Origin of the sequence: Nocardioides daedukensis (assembly GCF_013408415.1) — a bacterium.
GTDB classification, from domain to species: Bacteria; Actinomycetota; Actinomycetes; order Propionibacteriales; family Nocardioidaceae; genus Nocardioides; species Nocardioides daedukensis.
Genome location: NZ_JACCAA010000001.1, coordinates 1538375 through 1557768, shown reverse-complemented (window position 1 = coordinate 1557768; position 19394 = coordinate 1538375). Strand labels below are relative to the sequence as shown.

At 67.1% G+C, this 19394-nt stretch carries 19 protein-coding genes; 13 read left to right on the top strand and 6 right to left on the bottom strand.

Annotated features, from left to right (window positions below; translation table 11 throughout):
- Positions 1-18: 18 nt before the first annotated feature.
- Complete coding sequence (locus BJ980_RS07710) at positions 19-669, bottom strand: hypothetical protein (RefSeq protein ID WP_179501758.1); 651 nt, start codon at positions 667-669, stop codon at positions 19-21.
- A 439-nt stretch (positions 670-1108) separates the two neighbouring features.
- Between BJ980_RS07710 and nrdR the strand changes: the two genes are divergently transcribed.
- The 3 genes from nrdR to BJ980_RS19575 all read left to right on the top strand — a co-directional run bounded on the left by nrdR (position 1109) and on the right by BJ980_RS19575 (position 5181).
- Entirely contained in the window at positions 1109-1615 is a 507-nt protein-coding gene (nrdR, locus tag BJ980_RS07705; RefSeq protein WP_179501757.1) for a transcriptional regulator NrdR, read from the top strand.
- 167 nt (positions 1616-1782) lie between these two features.
- Positions 1783-4650, top strand: a complete 2868-nt coding sequence (locus BJ980_RS07700) for a vitamin B12-dependent ribonucleotide reductase (protein WP_179501756.1) — start codon at positions 1783-1785, stop codon at positions 4648-4650.
- A 198-nt stretch (positions 4651-4848) separates the two neighbouring features.
- Positions 4849-5181 (top strand): protein NO VEIN domain-containing protein, encoded by a 333-nt coding sequence (locus tag BJ980_RS19575; protein ID WP_425490358.1) that lies wholly within the window; start codon positions 4849-4851, stop codon positions 5179-5181.
- A 5-nt stretch (positions 5182-5186) separates the two neighbouring features.
- Here BJ980_RS19575 and BJ980_RS07690 read toward each other — a convergent pair whose 3' ends face one another.
- Complete coding sequence (locus BJ980_RS07690; protein WP_179501754.1) at positions 5187-5810, bottom strand: NrtR DNA-binding winged helix domain-containing protein; 624 nt, start codon at positions 5808-5810, stop codon at positions 5187-5189.
- Between the two features lie 201 nt (positions 5811-6011).
- On the opposite strand from BJ980_RS07690, the gene BJ980_RS07685 reads away from it, so the two are divergent.
- The 5 genes from BJ980_RS07685 (at position 6012) to BJ980_RS07665 (ending at position 11419) form a co-directional block, all read left to right on the top strand.
- The gene (locus BJ980_RS07685; RefSeq protein ID WP_179501753.1) at positions 6012-6944 is read left to right on the top strand and encodes a T3SS (YopN, CesT) and YbjN peptide-binding chaperone 1; all 933 of its coding nucleotides are present in this window, start codon (positions 6012-6014) and stop codon (positions 6942-6944) included.
- A 2-nt stretch (positions 6945-6946) separates the two neighbouring features.
- Positions 6947-8422, top strand: a complete 1476-nt coding sequence (locus tag BJ980_RS07680) for an ADP-ribosylglycohydrolase family protein (protein WP_179501752.1) — start codon at positions 6947-6949, stop codon at positions 8420-8422.
- 110 nt (positions 8423-8532) lie between these two features.
- Positions 8533-9372 carry a nuclease-related domain-containing protein gene (locus tag BJ980_RS07675; RefSeq protein ID WP_179501751.1) on the top strand — a complete coding sequence of 280 codons (840 nt, stop codon included), beginning with the start codon at positions 8533-8535 and terminating at the stop codon, positions 9370-9372.
- Between the two features lie 85 nt (positions 9373-9457).
- Complete coding sequence (locus BJ980_RS07670; protein WP_179501750.1) at positions 9458-10858, top strand: hypothetical protein; 1401 nt, start codon at positions 9458-9460, stop codon at positions 10856-10858.
- 12 nt (positions 10859-10870) lie between these two features.
- The gene (locus tag BJ980_RS07665; protein ID WP_179501749.1) at positions 10871-11419 is read left to right on the top strand and encodes a Uma2 family endonuclease; all 549 of its coding nucleotides are present in this window, start codon (positions 10871-10873) and stop codon (positions 11417-11419) included.
- 9 nt (positions 11420-11428) lie between these two features.
- On the opposite strand, the gene BJ980_RS19570 is transcribed toward BJ980_RS07665, so the two are convergent.
- Positions 11429-11719 (bottom strand): NUDIX domain-containing protein, encoded by a 291-nt coding sequence (locus tag BJ980_RS19570; protein WP_425490357.1) that lies wholly within the window; start codon positions 11717-11719, stop codon positions 11429-11431.
- Positions 11720-11916: 197 nt separating this feature from the next.
- Between BJ980_RS19570 and BJ980_RS07655 the strand changes: the two genes are divergently transcribed.
- Complete coding sequence (locus BJ980_RS07655; protein WP_179501748.1) at positions 11917-13524, top strand: protein kinase domain-containing protein; 1608 nt, start codon at positions 11917-11919, stop codon at positions 13522-13524.
- 16 nt (positions 13525-13540) lie between these two features.
- On the opposite strand, the gene BJ980_RS07650 is transcribed toward BJ980_RS07655, so the two are convergent.
- Positions 13541-15694 carry an MMPL family transporter gene (locus tag BJ980_RS07650; protein ID WP_179501747.1) on the bottom strand — a complete coding sequence of 718 codons (2154 nt, stop codon included), beginning with the start codon at positions 15692-15694 and terminating at the stop codon, positions 13541-13543.
- A gap of 148 nt (positions 15695-15842) precedes the next feature.
- Here BJ980_RS07650 and BJ980_RS07645 point away from each other — a divergent pair, with 148 nt between their 5' ends.
- The 4 genes from BJ980_RS07645 (at position 15843) to BJ980_RS07630 (ending at position 18019) form a co-directional block, all read left to right on the top strand.
- Entirely contained in the window at positions 15843-16397 is a 555-nt protein-coding gene (locus tag BJ980_RS07645) for a dihydrofolate reductase family protein (RefSeq protein WP_179501746.1), read from the top strand.
- 16 nt (positions 16398-16413) lie between these two features.
- A complete protein-coding gene (locus tag BJ980_RS07640) occupies positions 16414-16809 on the top strand; it encodes a homing endonuclease associated repeat-containing protein (RefSeq protein WP_179501745.1) in 396 nt (131 codons plus the stop codon).
- 13 nt (positions 16810-16822) lie between these two features.
- Positions 16823-17473, top strand: coding sequence for a hypothetical protein (locus BJ980_RS07635; RefSeq protein WP_179501744.1), 651 nt, complete (start codon positions 16823-16825; stop codon positions 17471-17473).
- A gap of 270 nt (positions 17474-17743) precedes the next feature.
- Positions 17744-18019 (top strand): hypothetical protein, encoded by a 276-nt coding sequence (locus BJ980_RS07630; RefSeq protein WP_179501743.1) that lies wholly within the window; start codon positions 17744-17746, stop codon positions 18017-18019.
- Between the two features lie 91 nt (positions 18020-18110).
- Here BJ980_RS07630 and BJ980_RS07625 read toward each other — a convergent pair whose 3' ends face one another.
- A complete protein-coding gene (locus tag BJ980_RS07625; protein WP_179501742.1) occupies positions 18111-18683 on the bottom strand; it encodes a 1-acyl-sn-glycerol-3-phosphate acyltransferase in 573 nt (190 codons plus the stop codon).
- Positions 18683-19387: a hypothetical protein gene (locus BJ980_RS07620; RefSeq protein ID WP_179501741.1), complete on the bottom strand. Its 705-nt coding sequence runs from the start codon at positions 19385-19387 to the stop codon at positions 18683-18685. Before BJ980_RS07620 ends, BJ980_RS07625 begins: the two co-directional genes overlap by 1 nt.
- Positions 19388-19394: the final 7 nt, after the last annotated feature.

The following is a 19394-nucleotide window of genomic DNA, read 5'->3' as shown; positions in this document are numbered from 1 at the left end:
CCCGTCCTGTGGCCGGGCTCAGCGAGCCGCGCGCTTGCCGCCGGGATAACGCGGGTTCGGCACCCGCTTCGTGTCGTTCTCGTCGGTGCCGATCGCGGCGTGGGAGCCGGTGGTCTCGTTGGTGTCGGTGTTCTGGGTGGCTCCGGGCTGACGCTGGGTCGGGGGTGCGAAGCTCTGGCTGGCCCCCTTGGCTGAGTCAGTCACTGCCTCGGTCTCCCGGGTCTCCCCGGCGTCCTCGGGCGGGAGAGGGAAGAGCCGCCGGGAACGCTCGGAGCTGATGTCGCCGATCCGGTCGCCATACGTGCCCGTGTTCGGGACGTAGGTCGAGGGAGTGGAGCGGGCGCTCTGCTGGCCGAGCTCGACGCCGGCGGGACCGGTTGCGGTCTCGGGGAGGACCCCGACCAGGGCGAGCAGCTTGGCGACCAGGATCAGGCCGATGAACAAGCACCCGGCCGCGCCTACGCAGGCCAAGGCGAGGAAGAGCCAGGCCGAGGACTCGCCACCGCGGCCCTCTGAACCGAAGTCGATCGCGGCCTTCACCAGATAGCCCCACGCCACCACCAGGACGGTGACGGCAAAGGAGAGCAGCAGGAAAACAGGGTCGATCCGGGACTTCTTCGCCGTCGCTCGACGCGATCCCGCACGTTTCCCTGCCCCTTGCCCTGCCACACCCCCATTGTGTCAGGCAATCGGTTGGCGCACTAACCGATCGAGTGAACTCGTGACCGGTCGCCGACACGCATGCCGCAGACCAATTTCGGCAGCCGCACGTCCCTGACCTGCGGTTTTGGAACGGGTGGGGACCAAGCTCGAAAATCTCCTGGGACCCGCTTGCATCCGCTCGTGGTTCCGACGTACGGTTACCACTACATCTAGTAGTTACACCGTTGTGGTTTTCCACATCTAGTCCACAGAACCGGGTCATTCGGTCCACAGGATTGGCTGCTGAACGCACAGGTTGGCCACTACTTGTCCACAAACAAGGCGTAGTTCTCCACAGATCGGTGACACTCCAGCGGGCCCCGCACAGGGGCTCTGTTCGGTGTGCCCGAGTGAGGAATGGCGCCTGATCCGCAGACGTTGACCAAGGGAAGGGAGTTGCCCAGACATGCACTGTCCGTTCTGCCGCAGCACCGACACCAAGGTCCTCGACTCGCGGGTCGGCGACGACGGCGGCTCGATCCGTCGCCGGCGCTCGTGCCCGCAGTGTGGCAAGCGTTTCTCGACCGTGGAGCAGATGCAGTTGATGGTGCTCAAGCGCTCCGGCGCGACCGAGCCGTTCAACCGTGACAAGGCGATCAACGGCGCCCGCAAGGCGTGCAAGGGTCGTCCCGTGACCGAGGACCAGCTGGCCTGCTTGGGCCAGACGGTCGAGGACACGCTCCGCAGCGACGGATGGGCCGAGGCCCCCGCCAACGAGGTCGGCCTGGCCATCCTCGGACCGCTGCGCGAGCTCGATGAAGTTGCCTATCTCCGCTTCGCCAGCGTCTACCGCGCGTTCGAGTCCGCGGATGACTTCGAGGCCGAGATCGCCATGTTGCGCGCGGAGCGCATCCAGGTTGGTGAGGAGAGCCTCGAGCGCTCGCCCCGCAACCAACCCCAGCCCACGGGCTGACACAGACTGCCCGGCACGTAGTGGGGAAGCTGCGTGCCGGGCACCCCTCATCATCACTCCCCGATGCAGCACTGCGACCCCCGCAACGGGGAGCGACAGACATCAGCAGCACCAGCACGACACACAGCAGGACCAGGGAACAGCCGGAGTTCGAGGAAAGAGGAGACATGACGGAGACGGTCAGCGGCGGATCTGCAAAGGCGCAGTCCAAGGCCAAGGGCAAGGGCATGAAGATCGAGCGGGTCTTCAGCACCAAGGGCGTGCACCCCTACGACGAGATCAACTGGGAGCGCCGCGACGTCGTACAGACGAACTGGAAGACCGGTGACACCGTCTTCGAGCAGCGCGGTGTGGAATATCCCGACTTCTGGAGCGTCAACGCCTCGACGATCGTCACCACGAAGTACTTCCGCGGCGCCGTCGGCACCGACACCCGCGAGTGGAGCCTCAAGCAGCTCATCGACCGGGTCGTGAAGACCTACACCGCCGCCGGTCGCGAGCACGGCTACTTCGCCTCCACCGCCGACGCCGAGCTCTTCGAGCACGAGCTGACCTGGCTGCTCGTGCACCAGTACTTCTCCTTCAACTCCCCGGTCTGGTTCAACGTCGGCACCCCGTCCCCGCAGCAGGTCTCGGCCTGCTTCATCCTCTCCGTGGATGACTCGATGGACTCGATCCTGAACTGGTACAAGGAAGAGGGCTTCATCTTCAAGGGCGGCTCCGGCGCCGGCCTCAACCTGTCGCGCATCCGTTCCTCCAAGGAGCTCCTCTCCTCCGGTGGTACGGCGTCCGGCCCGGTCTCCTTCATGCGCGGCGCGGACGCGTCCGCGGGCACCATCAAGTCGGGCGGCGCCACGCGTCGTGCGGCCAAGATGGTCGTCCTCGACGTCGACCACCCGGACATCGAGGAGTTCGTCGAGACGAAGATGCGCGAGGAGGACAAGATCCGCGCGCTGCGCGACGCCGGGTTCGACATGGACCTGGGCGGCAAGGACATCACCTCCGTGCAGTACCAGAACGCCAACAACTCGGTGCGCGTCACCGACGAGTTCATGCGTGCGGTCGAGGACGGCACCGAGTTCGGCCTGAAGGCTCGCGGCACCGGCGAGGTCATCGAGACCGTCGACGCGCGTGGCCTGTTCCGCAAGATCTCCGAGGCCGCGTGGGCATGTGCCGACCCGGGCCTGCAGTACGACGACACCATCAACGACTGGCACACCAACCCCGAGACCGGCCGGATCACCGCATCCAACCCGTGCTCGGAGTACATGTCGCTGGACAACTCGTCGTGCAACCTGGCGTCGCTGAACCTCCTCAAGTTCCTCCGCGACGACGACACCTTCGACGGTGAGCTCTTCGCGAAGGCCGTGGAGTTCATCATCACCGCGATGGACATCTCGATCTGCTTCGCGGACTTCCCGACCGAGCCGATCGGTGAGACCACCCGCAACTACCGCCAGCTCGGCATCGGCTACGCCAACCTCGGCGCGCTGCTGATGGCGATGGGCCTGGGCTATGACTCCGACGGCGGCCGCTCGATGGCTGCCTCGATCACCAGCCTGATGACCGGTACGTCGTACCGCCGCTCGGCCGAGCTGGCCGGGATCGTCGGTCCCTACAACGGCTACGCCCGCAACGCGGACGCCCACAAGCGCGTGATGCGCAAGCACCAGGCTGCCAACGACACGGTGCGCACCCTGCACACCGAGGACCTGGCCGTGCACAAGCTGGCCACCGCCGAGTGGGCGAAGGTGCTCGAGATCGGTGAGAAGAACGGCTTCCGCAACGCGCAGGCCTCGGTGCTCGCACCGACCGGCACCATCGGCTTCATGATGGACTGCGACACCACCGGCATCGAGCCCGACTTCTCGCTGGTGAAGTTCAAGAAGCTCGTCGGCGGCGGCTCGATGCAGATCGTCAACCAGACGATCCCGCGTGCGCTGAAGAAGCTGGGTTACCAGCCCGAGCAGATCGAGGCGATCGTTGCCTACATCGCCGAGAACGGTCACGTCATCGACGCACCCGGCCTGCGCCAGGAGCACTACGAGATCTTCGACTGCGCGATGGGTGCCCGGGCGCTCAAGCCGATGGGTCACGTGCGGATGATGGCGGCTGCTCAGCCGTTCCTGAGTGGCGCCGTGAGCAAGACCGTCAACCTCCCCGAGGAGGCGACTGTCGAAGAGATCGAGGACGTCTACCTGCAGGGTTGGAAGCTCGGCATCAAGGCTCTCGCCGTCTACCGCGACAACTGCAAGGTTGGCCAGCCGCTCTCGTCCGGCAAGGGCGAGAACAAGGGAGCCGACTCGAACGCCGCAGCCGCGGCGGACGTCGTCGAGAAGGTCGTGGAGAAGGTCGTCTACGCCCCGACCCGCAAGCGCCTGCCGAAGTCGCGCGTCTCGCGGACCACGTCGTTCACCGTGGGTGGCGCCGAGGGCTACATGACCTCGGGTGCCCACAACGACGGTGAGCTCGGTGAGGTCTTCCTCAAGCTCGGCAAGCAGGGCTCGACCCTGGCCGGCGTGATGGACGCCTTCTCGATCGCGGTCTCGATCGGCCTGCAGTACGGCGTGCCGTTGGAGACCTACGTCTCGAAGTTCACCAACCTGCGCTTCGAGCCCGCCGGCATGACCGACGACCCGGACGTGCGGATGTCGCAGTCGATCATGGACTACATCTTCCGTCGTCTTGCCTTGGACTACATGTCCTTCGAGGACCGCTCGGCGCTCGGCATCTACTCCGCCGAGGAGCGCCAGCGCCAGCTCGAGACCGGCTCCTATGAGCTCGTCGAAGAGACTGGCAACGCGGCCGAGCTGGTCGTCGAGGCCACCGAGGCCCCGGCTGCTCGCGAAGCGAGCGTCAGCGAGTCGGCGGTCAAGACCGACACCCAGGGGGCGCACACCACGGCTGAGCTCCTCGAGAAGATCAGCGGCACCGCGATCGACAGCCCGCTCTGCTTCACCTGTGGCACCAAGATGCGTCCGGCAGGCTCGTGCTACGTGTGCGAGGGCTGCGGAAGCACCTCCGGCTGCAGCTGATCGGTGCTGATCAACCGCTGAACCCTTGAACGGGCTCGACACCTTCGGGTGTCGGGCCCGTTCTCGATATCGGTGGTCTGGCCGCATCATTGTGTGGCTTTTGACGTATGGGACACGTCAGAACCCACACGATCAGCGAGTGGGCGAGGGCTCGGGCTTGCCGGCGAGGAAGCCGTCGTTGCGCTGGAGCGCGCAACTCTGCGGGTTGCTGGGCAGGATCGGTTCGCGGAGTCGGTCAGGCATGTATCGGTGGACGAAGGTGATGGGCTTGGATTCGCCGTCCTTAGCTATACACCCGAGGGGAGGGAACGCTGCATTGAAGTGAAGACCACGCGGTGGTCGGATCGAATGCCCTATCTAGTGTCCCGCAACGAAGTGGAGTTCTCCGCCGAAGAATCTGACTCGTTTGTGCTCATCTGCCTGTTTGGATTCGGCCGCAGTCGCGGTGGCTTCTTCGAGCTGCCTGGCGCGCTTGAGAGATCGTCGGCCCTTACGCCGATCAATTTTTCTGCGGTCCCGCGCGGGGCTTGATTCGCTCAGCGCCGCGGAAGCAGCAATCTCCGCCGCTCTCGCTGGCTGAGTTCGGTGTCTTTGGAACGCACGTAGACGAGGGCCGGGCGCCCACCCGTCTCCTGCTCACGGACCGGCTCACCCTTGACCATCTTCTCGGTCAGATAACCCTTCATTCGCCGGTTGAAGGTGTCCTTCAACAGCGGCTCACCCAGGACGGACTCGTGCAGGTCGCGCAGTTGGCCGAGGGTGAACGAGTTGCCAAGCAGGCGATAGGGATCGGGCGTTGCCTCATAGTGCGAGCGCATCCGCTGAACCGCAGCGGCGAGCATGTCGTCGTGGTCGAAGACCAGGTGTCGCCGGTCGGCCAAGCGCCCCGCCTCGTCAACAGCGAGCAGGTCTCCGCTTGCGTCAGCGAGGGCCTGGACCGGCAGCGCGAGCACGTGGAGTGCGGACATGACCCAGCCGCGCTGGTCGCGGCGCGGGTCGTCGTACATCTTGAGCAGGCGGGGCTCGGCGACGGCGTCCTCGATGCCGACCTTCTCCGACAGGGTGGCTCGTACGGCGTCGGCGAAAGTCTCACCCTTGCGCACGAATCTGCCGGGCAGGACCAGGCCGCGCGGACTGCGGGAGCGCTGCTGGACCAGCACCTTGAGTCGGTTTCCGACGTTTCTGTCGGTGGTCGTGTCTACAGTCAGAAGTGCGACATCGACGGCGACACTTGGTTGGGGGTAGCTGCTCAACGAGCTCGGCGGCGACATACGAACAAGGTTAGTGCACATCTGCCCGAATGGCAGCGGCGTGCTAATCTCTTCACAGAAGGCGCAAATGTGCGCGAAGGGGGTATGGCCATGAACGACACCAATCACGAACTGCCTGAGGTCACCTTGGGCTGGGTCACGCTGGGCCAGCAGTTGGCCGGATACATCGCCACCATGAGTGGCGACGAGGACCACCTGATCATCGAAACTCCCACCATCTCGGGGGAGGTGACTCCCTATGTCCAGTTCTGCTGCATCGGCGACGACGGCTGGCGCATGGAGGTCTCCGGCAATCGGGTGCTGGCTGAGCAGTTCCAACTGTCAGCGGCGGCGCTCGAGGCGCTCATGCTCCTCGGGTGGAACCTGCCCGAGGACGACGACAAGTGCCCCAACCTCTGGGTTCACGGCGACGACCCGGCAACGCTGGCGCGGATGGCGTGCGCGGCGCTGTCCGGTCAGTTCCAGGTGCCGTTCCCCGAGTTCCTCACCGTGAACGGCTGGGGACCAGCTGCCCAGGACATCGCGGCGATCGGGCTCATCGCCTCCCGTGAAGTGCCGACAGACGTCGTGGACCTCGACGACGGCCCACCGATCGGGCCCCCGACGGAATGGGCCCAGCGCTCCGACTCGCGGGAAGAGCTCATCGAGCTGGTCCGCGAATCCCTCGGCTACCTCTTCGATGAGGTGCCGCCGCAGGATGAGGATGGGGACTTCGTCATCACCCACGACGGCACGCCGATCTATGTGCGCGTCAGTCACGGGATGCCCATGGTGGAGATCCTCACCCGCCTGGCCCATGACGTCCGCAGCCGCCGGCAGGCCGCCCTCGAAGTCAGCGTGCTCAACAGCACCCACTCGATGGTCAAGTTCCTGCTCCAGGGCCGCTCTGTGCTGCTGGTCCTCTCCATCCCGGCGGTGCCGTTCGCGCACCACCACCTCGCAGCTCTGCTGCCACACTTCGTCACCACGCGCGACGAAGTCATCGACGACCTGGTGCTCCGCACCCAGGGTAGGAAGGGATGATCATGAACCTCACCACTGCCCAGACCGACCGCGCCGTCGGCGTACTCCTCGGCCTCGCGTCGGGCGACGCCCTCGGGGTGCCCTACGAGTTCGCTCGGCCGCCGGCCGCCGATGAGTTCGCCGAGATGAAGGGCGGCGGCCTGGGCAACTTCGCGGCGGGGGAGTGGAGTGACGACACATCGATGACGCTCTGCATCGCCGAAGTTGCTGCCACCGGTGCAGACCTCGCCTCGGTCGAGGCGCTCGACGCTATCGCCGATGGCTTCCTGCGCTGGTACGACGACGGCCCTGCCGACATCGGCATCCAGACCAGCGCGGTGCTCGGGGCCACGCGTCGACGTCTCGACTCGGGTGAGAGCGGTACGGCGACCGTGATGACGGCGGTCGCCGCGGACCACGCCCGTCGCAACCCACGCTCCGCCGGCAACGGTGCACTGATGCGCACCGCGCCCGTGGCGCTGGCCCACCTCGAGGACCGCGAGCAGGCAGCACGCGCGGCCCAGCTGATCGCGTCACTGACCCATGGCGACCCGCTGGCCACCGAGTCCTGCATCCTCTGGGGAGAAGCGATCCGGGTTGCCGTGCTGGAAGGCCGCATCGACTTCTGTGCGGGCCTTGACCTGCTTCCTCCCGAGCGTCGCCAGCAGTGGCAGGACTGGCTCGACGAGGCGATCGCAGGTCCGGCTGCTCGGTTCACGCCCAACGGTTTCACTGTGACCGCCTTGCAAGCCGCAGTCGCCGCCATTCACGCGACGCCGGTTCCCGAATTGGACCCGGCTGCACATCGATTCCCGTGCCTGCACCTCCAGGACGCGCTGCACGCGGCGGTTCGCGTCGGGAACGACACCGACACCGTTGCTGCCATCGCCGGCGGCCTGCTCGGTGCGCGGTGGGGCGCCAGTGCGGTCCCGTGGCGCTGGCGCCGTGCTGTGCACGGCTGGCCCGGTCGAGACGGTCATGACCTGACCGAGCTGGGCACCCTGACCGTGCGTGGCGGGAAGCCCGATTCTGCGGGGTGGCCCGGTGTCGCCGACGTGAGCTACACCGAGAGCGCATCGCGCGACGTCGTACCCCACCCGGTTGACCCCGGCGTGCTGCTCGGCACCCATCGTTCCCGCGGGCACGGCGCCACCGCCGTCGTCGCCGCCTGTCGAGTCGGCCGCGACCAGTCCTGCCACGAGGGTGCTGCTGTCATCGTCGAGTCGCGGCTGATGGATCGTGACGACCCGGCCGACAACCCCAACCTGCACTTCGCCTTGTACGACGCCGCCGATGCGGTGCGCGGACTGCGAGCCGAGGGGCACACGGTCTTCCTGCACTGTGTCGCGGCCGAACAACGCACGCCCTCCATCGCCGTCACCCTCTCGGTGCTGCTCGACGAGGACCCGGCCACGGCGCGCGAAGCTGTGCGGAAGGCCCTGCCCAGCACTCGCGGGCGCGGCGCATTGTGGGATGCAGTAAGCGCCTTCAGAGAGTGACGGGGCAGGGTCGGAAATGAATCGGAAGCAGTAAGCCCACTCTGCGCATTCTGGTCCGCGAGCCTGCAAGCTGTCCTACCCTCCTGATCAGGAGTGTTGGGAGGCACTGAATGGCGGGGGAGTCATCGCGCGAGTACGCGCGCAGGCAGCGTGAGAAGGCTGATCGTCATGCCCGTGCGGCCGAACGCTTCGAGCGCGGCGCAGAAGGTGAAAACGCAACGGCAGCGGTGCTTCAGCCGCTACTCGACCAAGGCTGGGTGGTGCTTCACGACGTTGCTTGGCCGGGACGTCCCCGCGCGAACATCGACCACGTGGTGATCGGTCCTGGTGGTGCCTTCGTCATCGACAGCAAGAACTGGTCGGGCGCAATCGCCGTACGTGATCAGGTCCTCAGGCAGAACGGCCGCAGCCGGGAGATGGCCGTGGTGGGAGCGGCAGAGGCTGCCCTTGCGGTCTCCGTGGCCATGGGTGGACTGCCTGTTACCGGTGCCATGTGTTTCGTGCGAGACGATGCGATCGAGGGCTGGGCCCGCGACGTCATGGTCTGCTCGACAGCGAATCTCGTCGACATGCTCTTATCGCGACCGCCGACGCTGCACGCAGAGGCCGTCGTCAGGTTCGCACGCCGAGCCGCGGTCGCGCTGCCTCCCGCCACCGAGCCACGTAGTGGACAATTCTCGACCAAGCCTGCTGCTGCGAGCCGTTCTTCAGCGAAGCGTCCAGGACCCGCGAAGCGCAGGCCCGTACGGCGTGCGAGCGCTTCAAGGCAGCTGATCCGGGCCCTTCTGATGATTGCCTTGTGTCTCGCTGCGATCTGGGTCCTGAACCACTACGCCAGCCAGATTGGATCTGCACTGACCGACATCTTCATCAGTGGCTTTGAGCCTGAAGAGGGCGAGGTCGGCGCGTCGGTGAGCATTCCCAATGCCAGCGTGGATGTGGACGCCTGAGCACGGTGAACCGAGCCTGTGGATAACGCCCGCGGCCTGTCGGTGATCTCACCTAACTTCTTGGGAACGACTCCAGGAGGTCCCGATGAGCAGACAGCACGGCGACGAGCAGCACCCGTTCTGGACGGTTTACACGATCTTCGATCCCGACGGGGAGGGCAGCGACTTCGCCTACACCGCTGGACTCGCCGAGCGTGGATTCCCCGAGCTGCACATGTGGAGTCGTCCGTGCCTGGGCAGTGACCCCGGCGACGACTGGATGTTCAGCATGCGCGACAACACCAGGATCCTGAACGAGCTGGCCTGGCAGCTTCTCGACGGCGAACTCAAGGTCGGCGACACCTGGAGCAGGACGTACGACGACGACCAGGTCACCGCACACTTCCAGCTCGACCCGGCACAGGACGCCGAGGACCTCGACGCCTTCCAAGTCGCCGATGGAGCCAAGGTCCTTCCCGTCCGATGGTCGCTCGAGCGGGAGCCGGTCGGAGAGCCTCACCCAATGGCGGCAGCCGCCCTGACCGCGGCTCAGTCTGAATACGCACACCTGTGCGACGTACTCGCTGATCGTGGGCCGCTCCCCGCTGGTTGGGAGCTGCCTGCATCGCCGGACTGGTCGCCCACGGCAAGGTTCGGAGCGTGTACGCCGCTGGTGCTCGCTCGCGCAGCGCTTGTGTGGACTGCCGATCCGACAGAGATGGTCGACATCTTCTACAACCTCCTGTGCGTTGACATGGAAGGTTCCCTGAGCTGGCCGAGCTCCATCGCGGCCTCGAAAGCCAGGCCTCTCGGGCGCGCCGACGGCATGCGGAGATTGCAGAAGGCCATCCACGGGACCGTCCATGAGTTCGGCAAGAGCTGGGGCAAGGAAGCGAGTGCTGCCCTGATGACCTGGATGAAGGTGGACTCCCACGACCGCGACCGGACACTGCGAAATGTCCGTGGAGTGTTGGACGAGGCCCTGCACGGGTTCCTGTGCACCACGGCCGTTGCTGACGCCCTCGACGTGCGGGTGATGAGCCACGGCATCGGGCCGATCCTGTGCGGCCTGACCGGACCGGCGGTCGCGCCGAGTCCGGAGTGGTTGGCTGCCCCTGAGGTCGTCGCCGTACTGCGCTCTGTCGCCGCACCGCTGGGCGTTGATGGTCTGGCTGTGGCCAGCCTGGGATGGGACAAGGCCCGAGACGGCGATGAGCATTGCGCCTCCTTGCGTAGCCGTGTCGATGCCCGCTCAGTCACCAGCGCTTGCTTCCCACCGATCCCGCAGGAGTGGATGTCGTTCTCCACCGCCCTCATGGTCAAGCAGCTGCTGCACCCTGAGCCGCTGATCTTGGCTCAGGGTTGGGGCCTGGTGGTGACCACCGTGCTGACACACCGCAGTGACTTCACCCCCGAGCAGATCGACGCCTTCGTCCGCGTCTCGGGCAACCCAACCGGCCTCGCGGAGGCACTCAATGAGCCGATCGTGCTCTCGCAGAGCGCGTGAAAGTGGGGCACCATGGAAGCCGTGACCACCTTGCCGCGTGGGCGCGCGTTGACCGTCGCCGACCTCGAGTCGATGCCCGATGACGGGCATCGCTACGAGCTCATCGACGGGACGCTCCTCGTGACGCCCGGCCCGAGCCTGCGCCATCAGACGGTCAGCATGGAGTTGTCCGTCTTGCTCAGTCAGGCGTGCCCACCGCACCTGAAGGTTCTCGCCGCACCATTCGACGTGGTCTTGGACGATCAGACGGGAGTGCAGCCGGATCTGCTGGTGGCCGGACGCGGGGCCTTCACGGAGAATAATCTGCCGACAGCGCCCCTGCTCGCCATAGAGATCCTGTCGCCCAGCACGCGACTCGTGGACCTCAACCTGAAGAAGGCTGCCTATGAGCGGGCCGGCGTTCCGTCCTATTGGGTTGTCGACCCGGTGGAGCCACGTCTGATCGCGTGGCTGCTGCAGTCCGGTGTCTACGAACGGGTTGCCGACGTGGAGGGCGATGAGTCCTGGACGGCAGCATCGCCGTACGCCGTGACAGTGGTGCCGAGCGCTCTGCTCGGTTGAGTCTCCACGTCATCGGCCTCCGAGGATCGACAGTCCCAGAAACCTATGGGACTCGCCGGCGCGATCGCAGTGGTGGGCCTGACGGTCGGCGGCGTCGCCATGGCCTCGGCCGACCACGATCCTCGCGACACCGCTGGCTGCCTTCGGGCTTGAGCGACCGATCCGTACGCTGCAGAGGAACTCCTTGGTGATCTCGCGCTCCAGCGCGGAGCGAGGGGTCTCACCGGGCTCGATCATCCCGCCAGGAAACTCCCACATCCCGGGAAGGGCGCCTAGGACGCCGCGCTGGGCACACAACACGAGTCCCGCGCGGATGATCTCGGCGCCATCCACACTGATCGGCTACATGCGTCCCCACGACGCGGAGACTGGCCCGAAAACGAACCTTGGCGTTTTTGTCCGAGTTCTCCCTCACGGGGCTAAATTGGGCCACGAGGGGTACCGACACCCTTGGTGGGAGGCCTTCGGGCAGACAAGAAGCGACATGCGGAGGGCTCATGGCCGATGCACGCACTGTGCAGGCCGGATCGATCATCGACGGCCGTTATCAACTGACCCATCGCATTGCGGTCGGCGGCATGGGGGAGGTCTGGTCCAGCACGGACCTGGCACTTGGTCGCAGGGTCGCCTTGAAGGTGCTGCTGGCTGGTCACGCGCAGGACGAGGTGACCCGGTTGCGGTTCCGTGCCGAGGCCAAGGCTGCCGCCTCGGTCAGTCACCCCAACGTCGTCCCGGTCTTCGACTTCGGTGAGGAAGACGACGAATCCGGCGGGTGCATCGCTTATCTGGTGATGGAGCACGTCGCGGGGGACTCGCTGGCCGAGGTGCTGCGAGGTGCCGGTCGTCTGGGCGACGAGCGCACCCTGGAGATCGTTGCCGAGACCGCAGCGGCCCTGGAGGCTGCTCATCGCACCGGACTGGTGCACCGCGACATCAAGCCCGGCAACCTGCTCATCGATGAGTCGGGCTCCGTGCGGGTCACGGACTTCGGCATCGCGCGGGCGATGGATGCGACCCCGCTGACCCGTACCGGAACCATCGTCGGCACTCCGCAATACATCAGCCCCGAGCAGGCACAGGGCCACACGGCGACACCGGCCTCGGACCTCTACTCGTTGGGCGTGGTTGCCTACGCGTGCCTGGCCGGACGGGCCCCGTTCGCCGATGCGGGCAACGAGATAAGCACCGCCATGGCGCACATCCAGGTGGAGCCACCGGCGCTTCCGGACGACGTACACCCGAACGTGGCGGCCCTGGTGCTTGCCCTGCTCGCCAAGGACCCAGCCGACCGACCGGCCTCCGCGGCCGAGGTCTCCCGGACGGCCAGCGCCCTGCGCAGGGACCCGTCGGGCGCCGACCCCCTCCCGACGGCTTTCATGGCACTCGGCAGCCGCACGTCGGAGACGAGCTCACGGTCCGGCTCCGGTCGACGCGGCGTAAGGATTTCCTTCTTGCGCCCATGGGATCGACGCCGCGGCACCATCGCGGGAGCCATCGCGGTCGGGCTCCTGGTCCTCAGCGCGGTGTTCTTGCAGAGCGCCGCCTCAGACTCCGTGCGCGTGCCCAACCTGGTCGGCAAGTCCGAGGCCGAGGCCAGGGCGATGCTGAGCGACGCGGGGCTCACCGCGCAGGTGCGTAGCCGGGACATGCCCGGGGAGGAGGCGGGCTCGGTCGATGCCCAGGACCCCAAGGCCTCCACGGAGGTGGACCCCGGCACCCGGGTCTCCCTGACGGTCGTTTCCGGCCAGGTGACGGTGCCCCGCGGACTGAAGGGTGAGTCCTTCGCCAGCGCCTCCAAGAAGCTCTCCGCGGTCGGTTTGCGTGCGTCCAAGGCCACCCAGACGACGGACGAGCACCGCCCCGGACGGGTCATGGCCGTCACCCCGACCGGACGAGTCACGGACGGGGCCACCGTGGTGCTCACGGTGGCGGCCAAGCCGGTCACCATCAGCCCGGAGCCGCAGATCTCCGCCGATCAGGGCCCCTCGAACGACGCGGGTCCATCGGACACGAAGGGCAAACCGAAGAAGTCGCAGAACCCGAAGTCGTCGGGGAAGGGCAACTCGTCGGGGAAGGGCAAGTCGTCCGGCAAGGGCAAGCCCTGAGCTGAGGGCGCGCAGCCTAGTCGTCGGCTCCGGTGTCGTCCCTGCGCTGGCCCTTCCGCTCATCACTGTGTCCCGGCCACCAGGCGGCGTGGCCGACCAACGCCGTCAGCGCCGGCGTGAAGAACATCGCCATCACGAACGCCGCCACGAAGATGCCGAACGACAGGGCGAAGCCCATCGACTCGATCAGGGCGTTCCCGCCCAGCATCAACGAGGCGAACGTGCCGGCCAGGATGACGCCGGCGGCCGCGATGGTCGGGCCGGCGTGCTTGACCGCCTCGGCGGCGGCGTCGCGTGGGCTTCGGCCCTCACGGGCCTCCTCCCTGAGTCGCGCCACCATCAAGATGTTGTAGTCGGTGCCGAGTGCGGTGACGAACAGGTAGATGTAGATCGGCAGCATGAAGATCAGGCCGGGCTCTCCCTGGATGTGCTGGAACACGATCACCGTCGCGCCCAGGGTCGCACCGAAGCCCAGACCCACCGCGGCCATCAGATACCAAGGAGCGACCAGGCTGCGCAGCAGCAGCGCGAGGATCAGCATGATCACCAGCGCGGCCGCAGGGAAGACCACCGAGTAGTCCCGCGCCATCGCCTTCTGCAAGTCGGCGAAGACCGAGGGCGTGCCACCCACATAGGCCTCGGTCCCGGCGGGTGCCGCGTCGTGCACCGCCGTACGGATCGGTCCCTTCACGTCGTCGAGCGCCGCGTCGGAGGTCGGATCGTTGTCCAGCACCGCGGAGAACATCGCGGTGGCCTTGTCCTGCGACAACTGAGGACCCTGCACCTGGGCGACACCCTCGGCCTCACCCAGGGCCGCGGTCATCGCCTCGGTCGCCGACTCCTCGAGCGGTACGCCGTCCTGGGAGGTGAGCAGGACCGGGACGGGATCGCTCGCGCCGGCTGCGAAGTGCTCCTGGAAGGTGGTGATCGCTTCGGTGGACTCGACCCCGTCGGGCAGGCTCGAGTTGAAGTCGAAGCTGGGGTTGAACTGCAGCCCGAACACGGCCAGAGCAGCCAGCACCAGCCCCGAGGCAGCGGCGAAGAGACCCGGCCGGTGGCCCAGGGAGCGGCCCACCTTGGCGAATCGGGCGGCCTCGGGCTCCCGCTTCCATCCCTTCGAGGGCCAGAACAGGGCCTTGCCCAGGACCGTGACGACGGCCGGGACCAGCGTCAGCGCGGCGAGGAGGGTGACCGCCACGGCAATGGCCAGTGCCGGTCCGATCGAACGGAAGATGCTCAACGAGCTGAGCAGCAGGGCGAGGAACGCGACGATCACCGCACCACCGGCTGACGCGATCGCCTCCCCGGCGCGCTCGAGCGCATGGACCACCGAGGAACGGGTCTCGTCGCCCTGGCGGAGTCGCTCTCGATAACGGAAGAGGAAGAACAAGATGTAGTCGGTCCCGATGCCATAGAGCACCACGATCAGGATCACCTGGATCGAGGAGTCGGCCTTGAGGTCGAAGGCCTCGTTGGCGGCACCGATCAGGCCGGTGGCGATCATCGACACGATCGTCACCACCACGATCGGCATCAGGCAGATGATCACGCTGCGGAAGATGATCGCAAGCAGCACCACGATCAGCACGACCGTCGCGATGCCGACGATCGCCATCGTCGCCTCCGTCGACTCCTGCGAGTCGAGCCCCTGCGCCGCGGCCCCCGTGGTCTGCACGGTGAGGTCGGTGCCTTCGACCAGTGGCTTGATCTGCGCCCGCATGTCCTTGGCGTCGTCCATCGCCCGGGTGTCATAGCCCGTGGCGCCATCCGCCAGGCCCACGAAACCGATCGCGATCTGGCCGTCCTCGGACACCGACGGCTTCCCGTCCGGACCGGTCGCGGTGACCTGGGGGACGAAGGTGTCCTTGCCGAGATTGGGGCCGAGCTCCTTGCTGATCGCCAGGACGTCCTTGACGTCGGCATCGGTCAGCTTCTCCCCGTCCTCGCGCTCGAAGACGAGGATCGCGGCAGGGGTGGTGGCGTTCGGGAACGCCTTCTCCTGCAGCTCGGCGGCCTTGATGGACTCGTAGTGGTCGGGCAGGAACTCCGACTCGTCCGTGGTGGACGTCAGGGCCGGTGCGGTGGCGACCACCACGACGGCCAGGACGATCCAGGTGGCGATGACATACCAAGGATGACGGGAGATGAAGCGACCCAGCGCAGCGAACATGGGTCGACGCTAGCGCTGGACCGGCACTGCGCGTCAAGCGATTTCCGGCATCCAGTGCCGGTGGCGAAAGTCGTGCCGACAGCGATGAGTTCCGGCGTACTCGATGGTCAACACACCGACAGTCCCGCCAACCCGGAAGGCCACAGCCATGACCCGCACGACCACCGCGCACCTGTTCTATTCGCTCAACGGCGTCAGCGAGGCACCCGACCAGTGGCAGTTCGACGCCTTCGGCCAGGAGGAGGGCGAGCGGATGGGTGCGTCGATCTCGACCGTCTCCGACGTCGTGATCGGCCGCAAGCTCTGGTCCGAGTGGCGCGACTACTGGACCTCCGCCGCCGCCGACGACCCGTTCGGTGACTTCATCAACCCGATCCCCAAGCACGTCGTCAGCAGCACTCTCACCGGTGACCTGGACTGGAACTCGACGCTGGTCGACGGTGACGCGATCGACTACGTCAACCGGCTCAAGGACGGCGACGGCGGTGACATCGCAGTCGTCGGGGGAGTGGAGACGGTCCGCTCCCTTTTCCTCGGCGGCGCCATCGACCTGCTCACCCTGACCATGCACCCCGCCATCACCGGCACCGGGCGCCGCCTCTTCGACGAGTCCACGCCGCTGACCCGCCTCGACCTGGTCGATTCCGGGGCATCCTCGCGCGGCAACATCTTCCTGACCTACCGACTCAAGGCCGACGCCTGATGCGATGATGCCGAGCATGGCTGCCCGTCGCTGGTCCGAGATCGAGATGCTGGACGCGATCCGTGCAGCCGCTGCGGGACACGACGGTGCCCTCACCGTCACGGCGTACGACGCCTGGCGCGCGACGCACGGTGGCCCGTCGGGGATCGGGATCATCCGACGCTTCGGCAAGTGGTCCGATGCCTGCCGGGGCGCTGGACTGGACACAGTGGTCACGACGACGAAGAAGTCGGCGTTCTCCGATGAGGTCATTGTCGAGGCCGTACGCCGCTACCTCGCCGACCCCGAGTCGCGCGCGAGCTATGGCGGCTATCGGGAGTGGGCCAAGGGACGCGACGGCGTGCCGAGCGGGCCGACCGTGCGGACCCGCTTCCCGGCGTGGGGCGACCTGTTGGCCCGGGCCCGCGCCTGACTACGTTGGCCCCATGACTGACGAGATCCCCAGCGACTTCCTGCTCGACGACGCCGACACGGACATGCTCGAGGAGCAACGTGCGGCGATCGACGCGCAGGCCGCGTCGCTCCTGGCGCAGGCCTGGCCCGACCTCCTCAGTGACCAGGCGCCGCCCGCGGTCATCGAGACCGTCGCCGAGCGGATCCGGGTCGGCATCGGGAGCTGGCCCGGAGACTACTTCGCTCCCGAGTTCGCCGAAGGACTCCCGCCCCACGCTGATGCCCGGGAAGTGTGGATCGACTGCGCGGCCAGCACCATCTCGCCGCTCGACGATCCTTCCGAGGAGCGCGGGCTCGACGTCGAGGAGTCGGCGTTGTTGGCCAGCACGGTCCATGCCGACTGGCTCGCGCTCGTGCTGGGCGTCGTACGCCGTGGTGTCGGTGCCGAGCTGACCGGCACCCGGGCGGTGGCCGATCTCCTGGCGATGGACGAGCTCGAGGGAGAGGTCGAGGACCTGGATGCCCTCGAGTCCCACTTCTCGTCGTTGGTGAGCATGATGATGCCGCGCTGGCAGGCCCTCGGTGCCCTGGACGAGCAGGGTCGGCTGAGTGAGCTCGGCCTTTGGGGGCTGCCTCGTGCTCTGCACGTGGTGTGGGACGACCCCCAGTCGGGCGAGCTCTGAGGGCACAGCGTCCGTGACGTGATCATCAGGCGCCGTGGCGCGGCTCACCTGTTCACCGACCAGGACAACCGGCCCTGTGGACACCCTTTAGACTGGTCCACGATGACTACCGGTGCGCATTGCGATCTGTGTGACCTCTCTCTGGCCTACTGCCCGCACGGGCAGCCCAGGCCTCAACGCGTAGTTGAGCCGGAGCCCGCGCCCAAGTCGAAGCCGCGCAAGTCGACGTCCTCGACAACCCGGCGCGCGAGCGCAGCCACGACCCCGGTCGTGGCCACCCGCACCGCGCCGCGTCGCTGGACGCCGCCGGAGGAGCTGGCGGTGGCCGTCGTCGTGGTGCTCACCGAGGCCGGTGGGGAGCTCAGCAACGCCGACGCCCTCGCGGCGCTCGAGGAGATGCTGGGCGATCGGCTCACCGAGGGTGACCGCGAGAAGTCGCCGACCGGTGAGCTGCGTTGGCACCTGGCCGCGCGCAAGGCGCGCCAGAGCCTGATTGCCGACGGCCGCATGGTCAAGTCGAAGCCGGGGACCTGGACCCTCGCCTGAGCCAGGCGGATCGGCCAGGCGGATCAGCTAGGCCGGATCAGCCAAGTTGATCAGCTAGGCCGGGTCAGTTCGGCCGGGTCAGCCAGGCAGATCAGCTCGGGCGGTCCTCTTCGCGCAGTCGCGGCTCGATCCGGTACTCGGGCCTGATCCCGCGCTTGTCCGCATAGATGGCGCGGATCTTGTCCATGTCGGCCTGGATGTCGTCGGTCATCTCGAGCGTCGGGCCCATGCCCACGGTCTTGCTCGGACCGTCGATGTAGCCGAACGAGACCGGCAGACCGGTCTGTCGGGCGAGGCGGTGGAAACCGGACTTCCAGTGCTCACCGTGCGACCGAGTGCCTTCCGCGGCGAGGACGATCACGAAGCTCTCGTCCTCGGCCGCACGCGCAGCCAGGTCGGAGACCACCGTCACCGCGTTGGAGCGGTCGATCGGGATGCCACCAGTCGCTCGGAGGATGATCGCGAGCGGTCCCTTGAACAGGTCTTGCTTGATCAGCACCCGCGGTGAGACGTCGTGCGACCAGAGCAGCAGGACCGTGGCGACCCAGTCCCAGTTCGAGGTGTGCGGGGCGCCCACCATGATGCCGCTCGGCGGCACGGTGCCGACCGACTTCCAGCCGGCGAGCCTGATCAGTCCGCGGGCCAACCCGCGTCGCACGCGCATCAGTTGGTGAACGTGATCGGGTCGAGGTCGTTGCCGGGCTCGAAGGTGAGCTTGATCGACTTCGGGTCCTTGATCACCCACGCGACCATGTAGGAAGCCTGCTTTCCCTTGGCCAGGGAGGTGCTGGGGCTGCCTTCCATGCACTGGCCCAGGTCGAAGATCTGCGAGGACTCCACGCCACCCGAGTTGACCACCTCATAGGGGGTGCTCATCGCATAGGCCTTCGAGGAGTCGTTGCGCACCGTGACCGTCATCCGCATCGCCACCTGGCCGGGGCCCTCGACGCCGGCGGCCTGCGGCGTGGGGTCGTATGCCTTGGGGGTCGAGATGGACACGGTGACCTGGTTCGGCCAGGAGTAGGCCTTGCCGAACTGCACCTCGGTGCCGGACGTCGCTGCGCCGCTCAGGGGCGCCGCGTCGGCGGCCACGACCTTGGGGCAGTCGATGTCGGTCGGTGGGTCCACGCGCTTGATCTCGGTGTTCTCCGCGTCGTTCGGGTCCGTCGGCGCCGAGGGCGAGGGCGGGGCCGAGAGCGACGGTGCGGGGGCCGGGGCGGGGGCGCTCGGCGTCTCGGTCGCCAGGTCCGTCGGACCCTCGGTGACCGCCTTGCCGCTCACTGCGCCGAGGTCCTCTGAGCCCTCGTCGCCGCATCCGGCAAGAAGCAACGGCAAGGCTGCGGCAACGATCCACGCGGACTTCTTCATGGGCCAG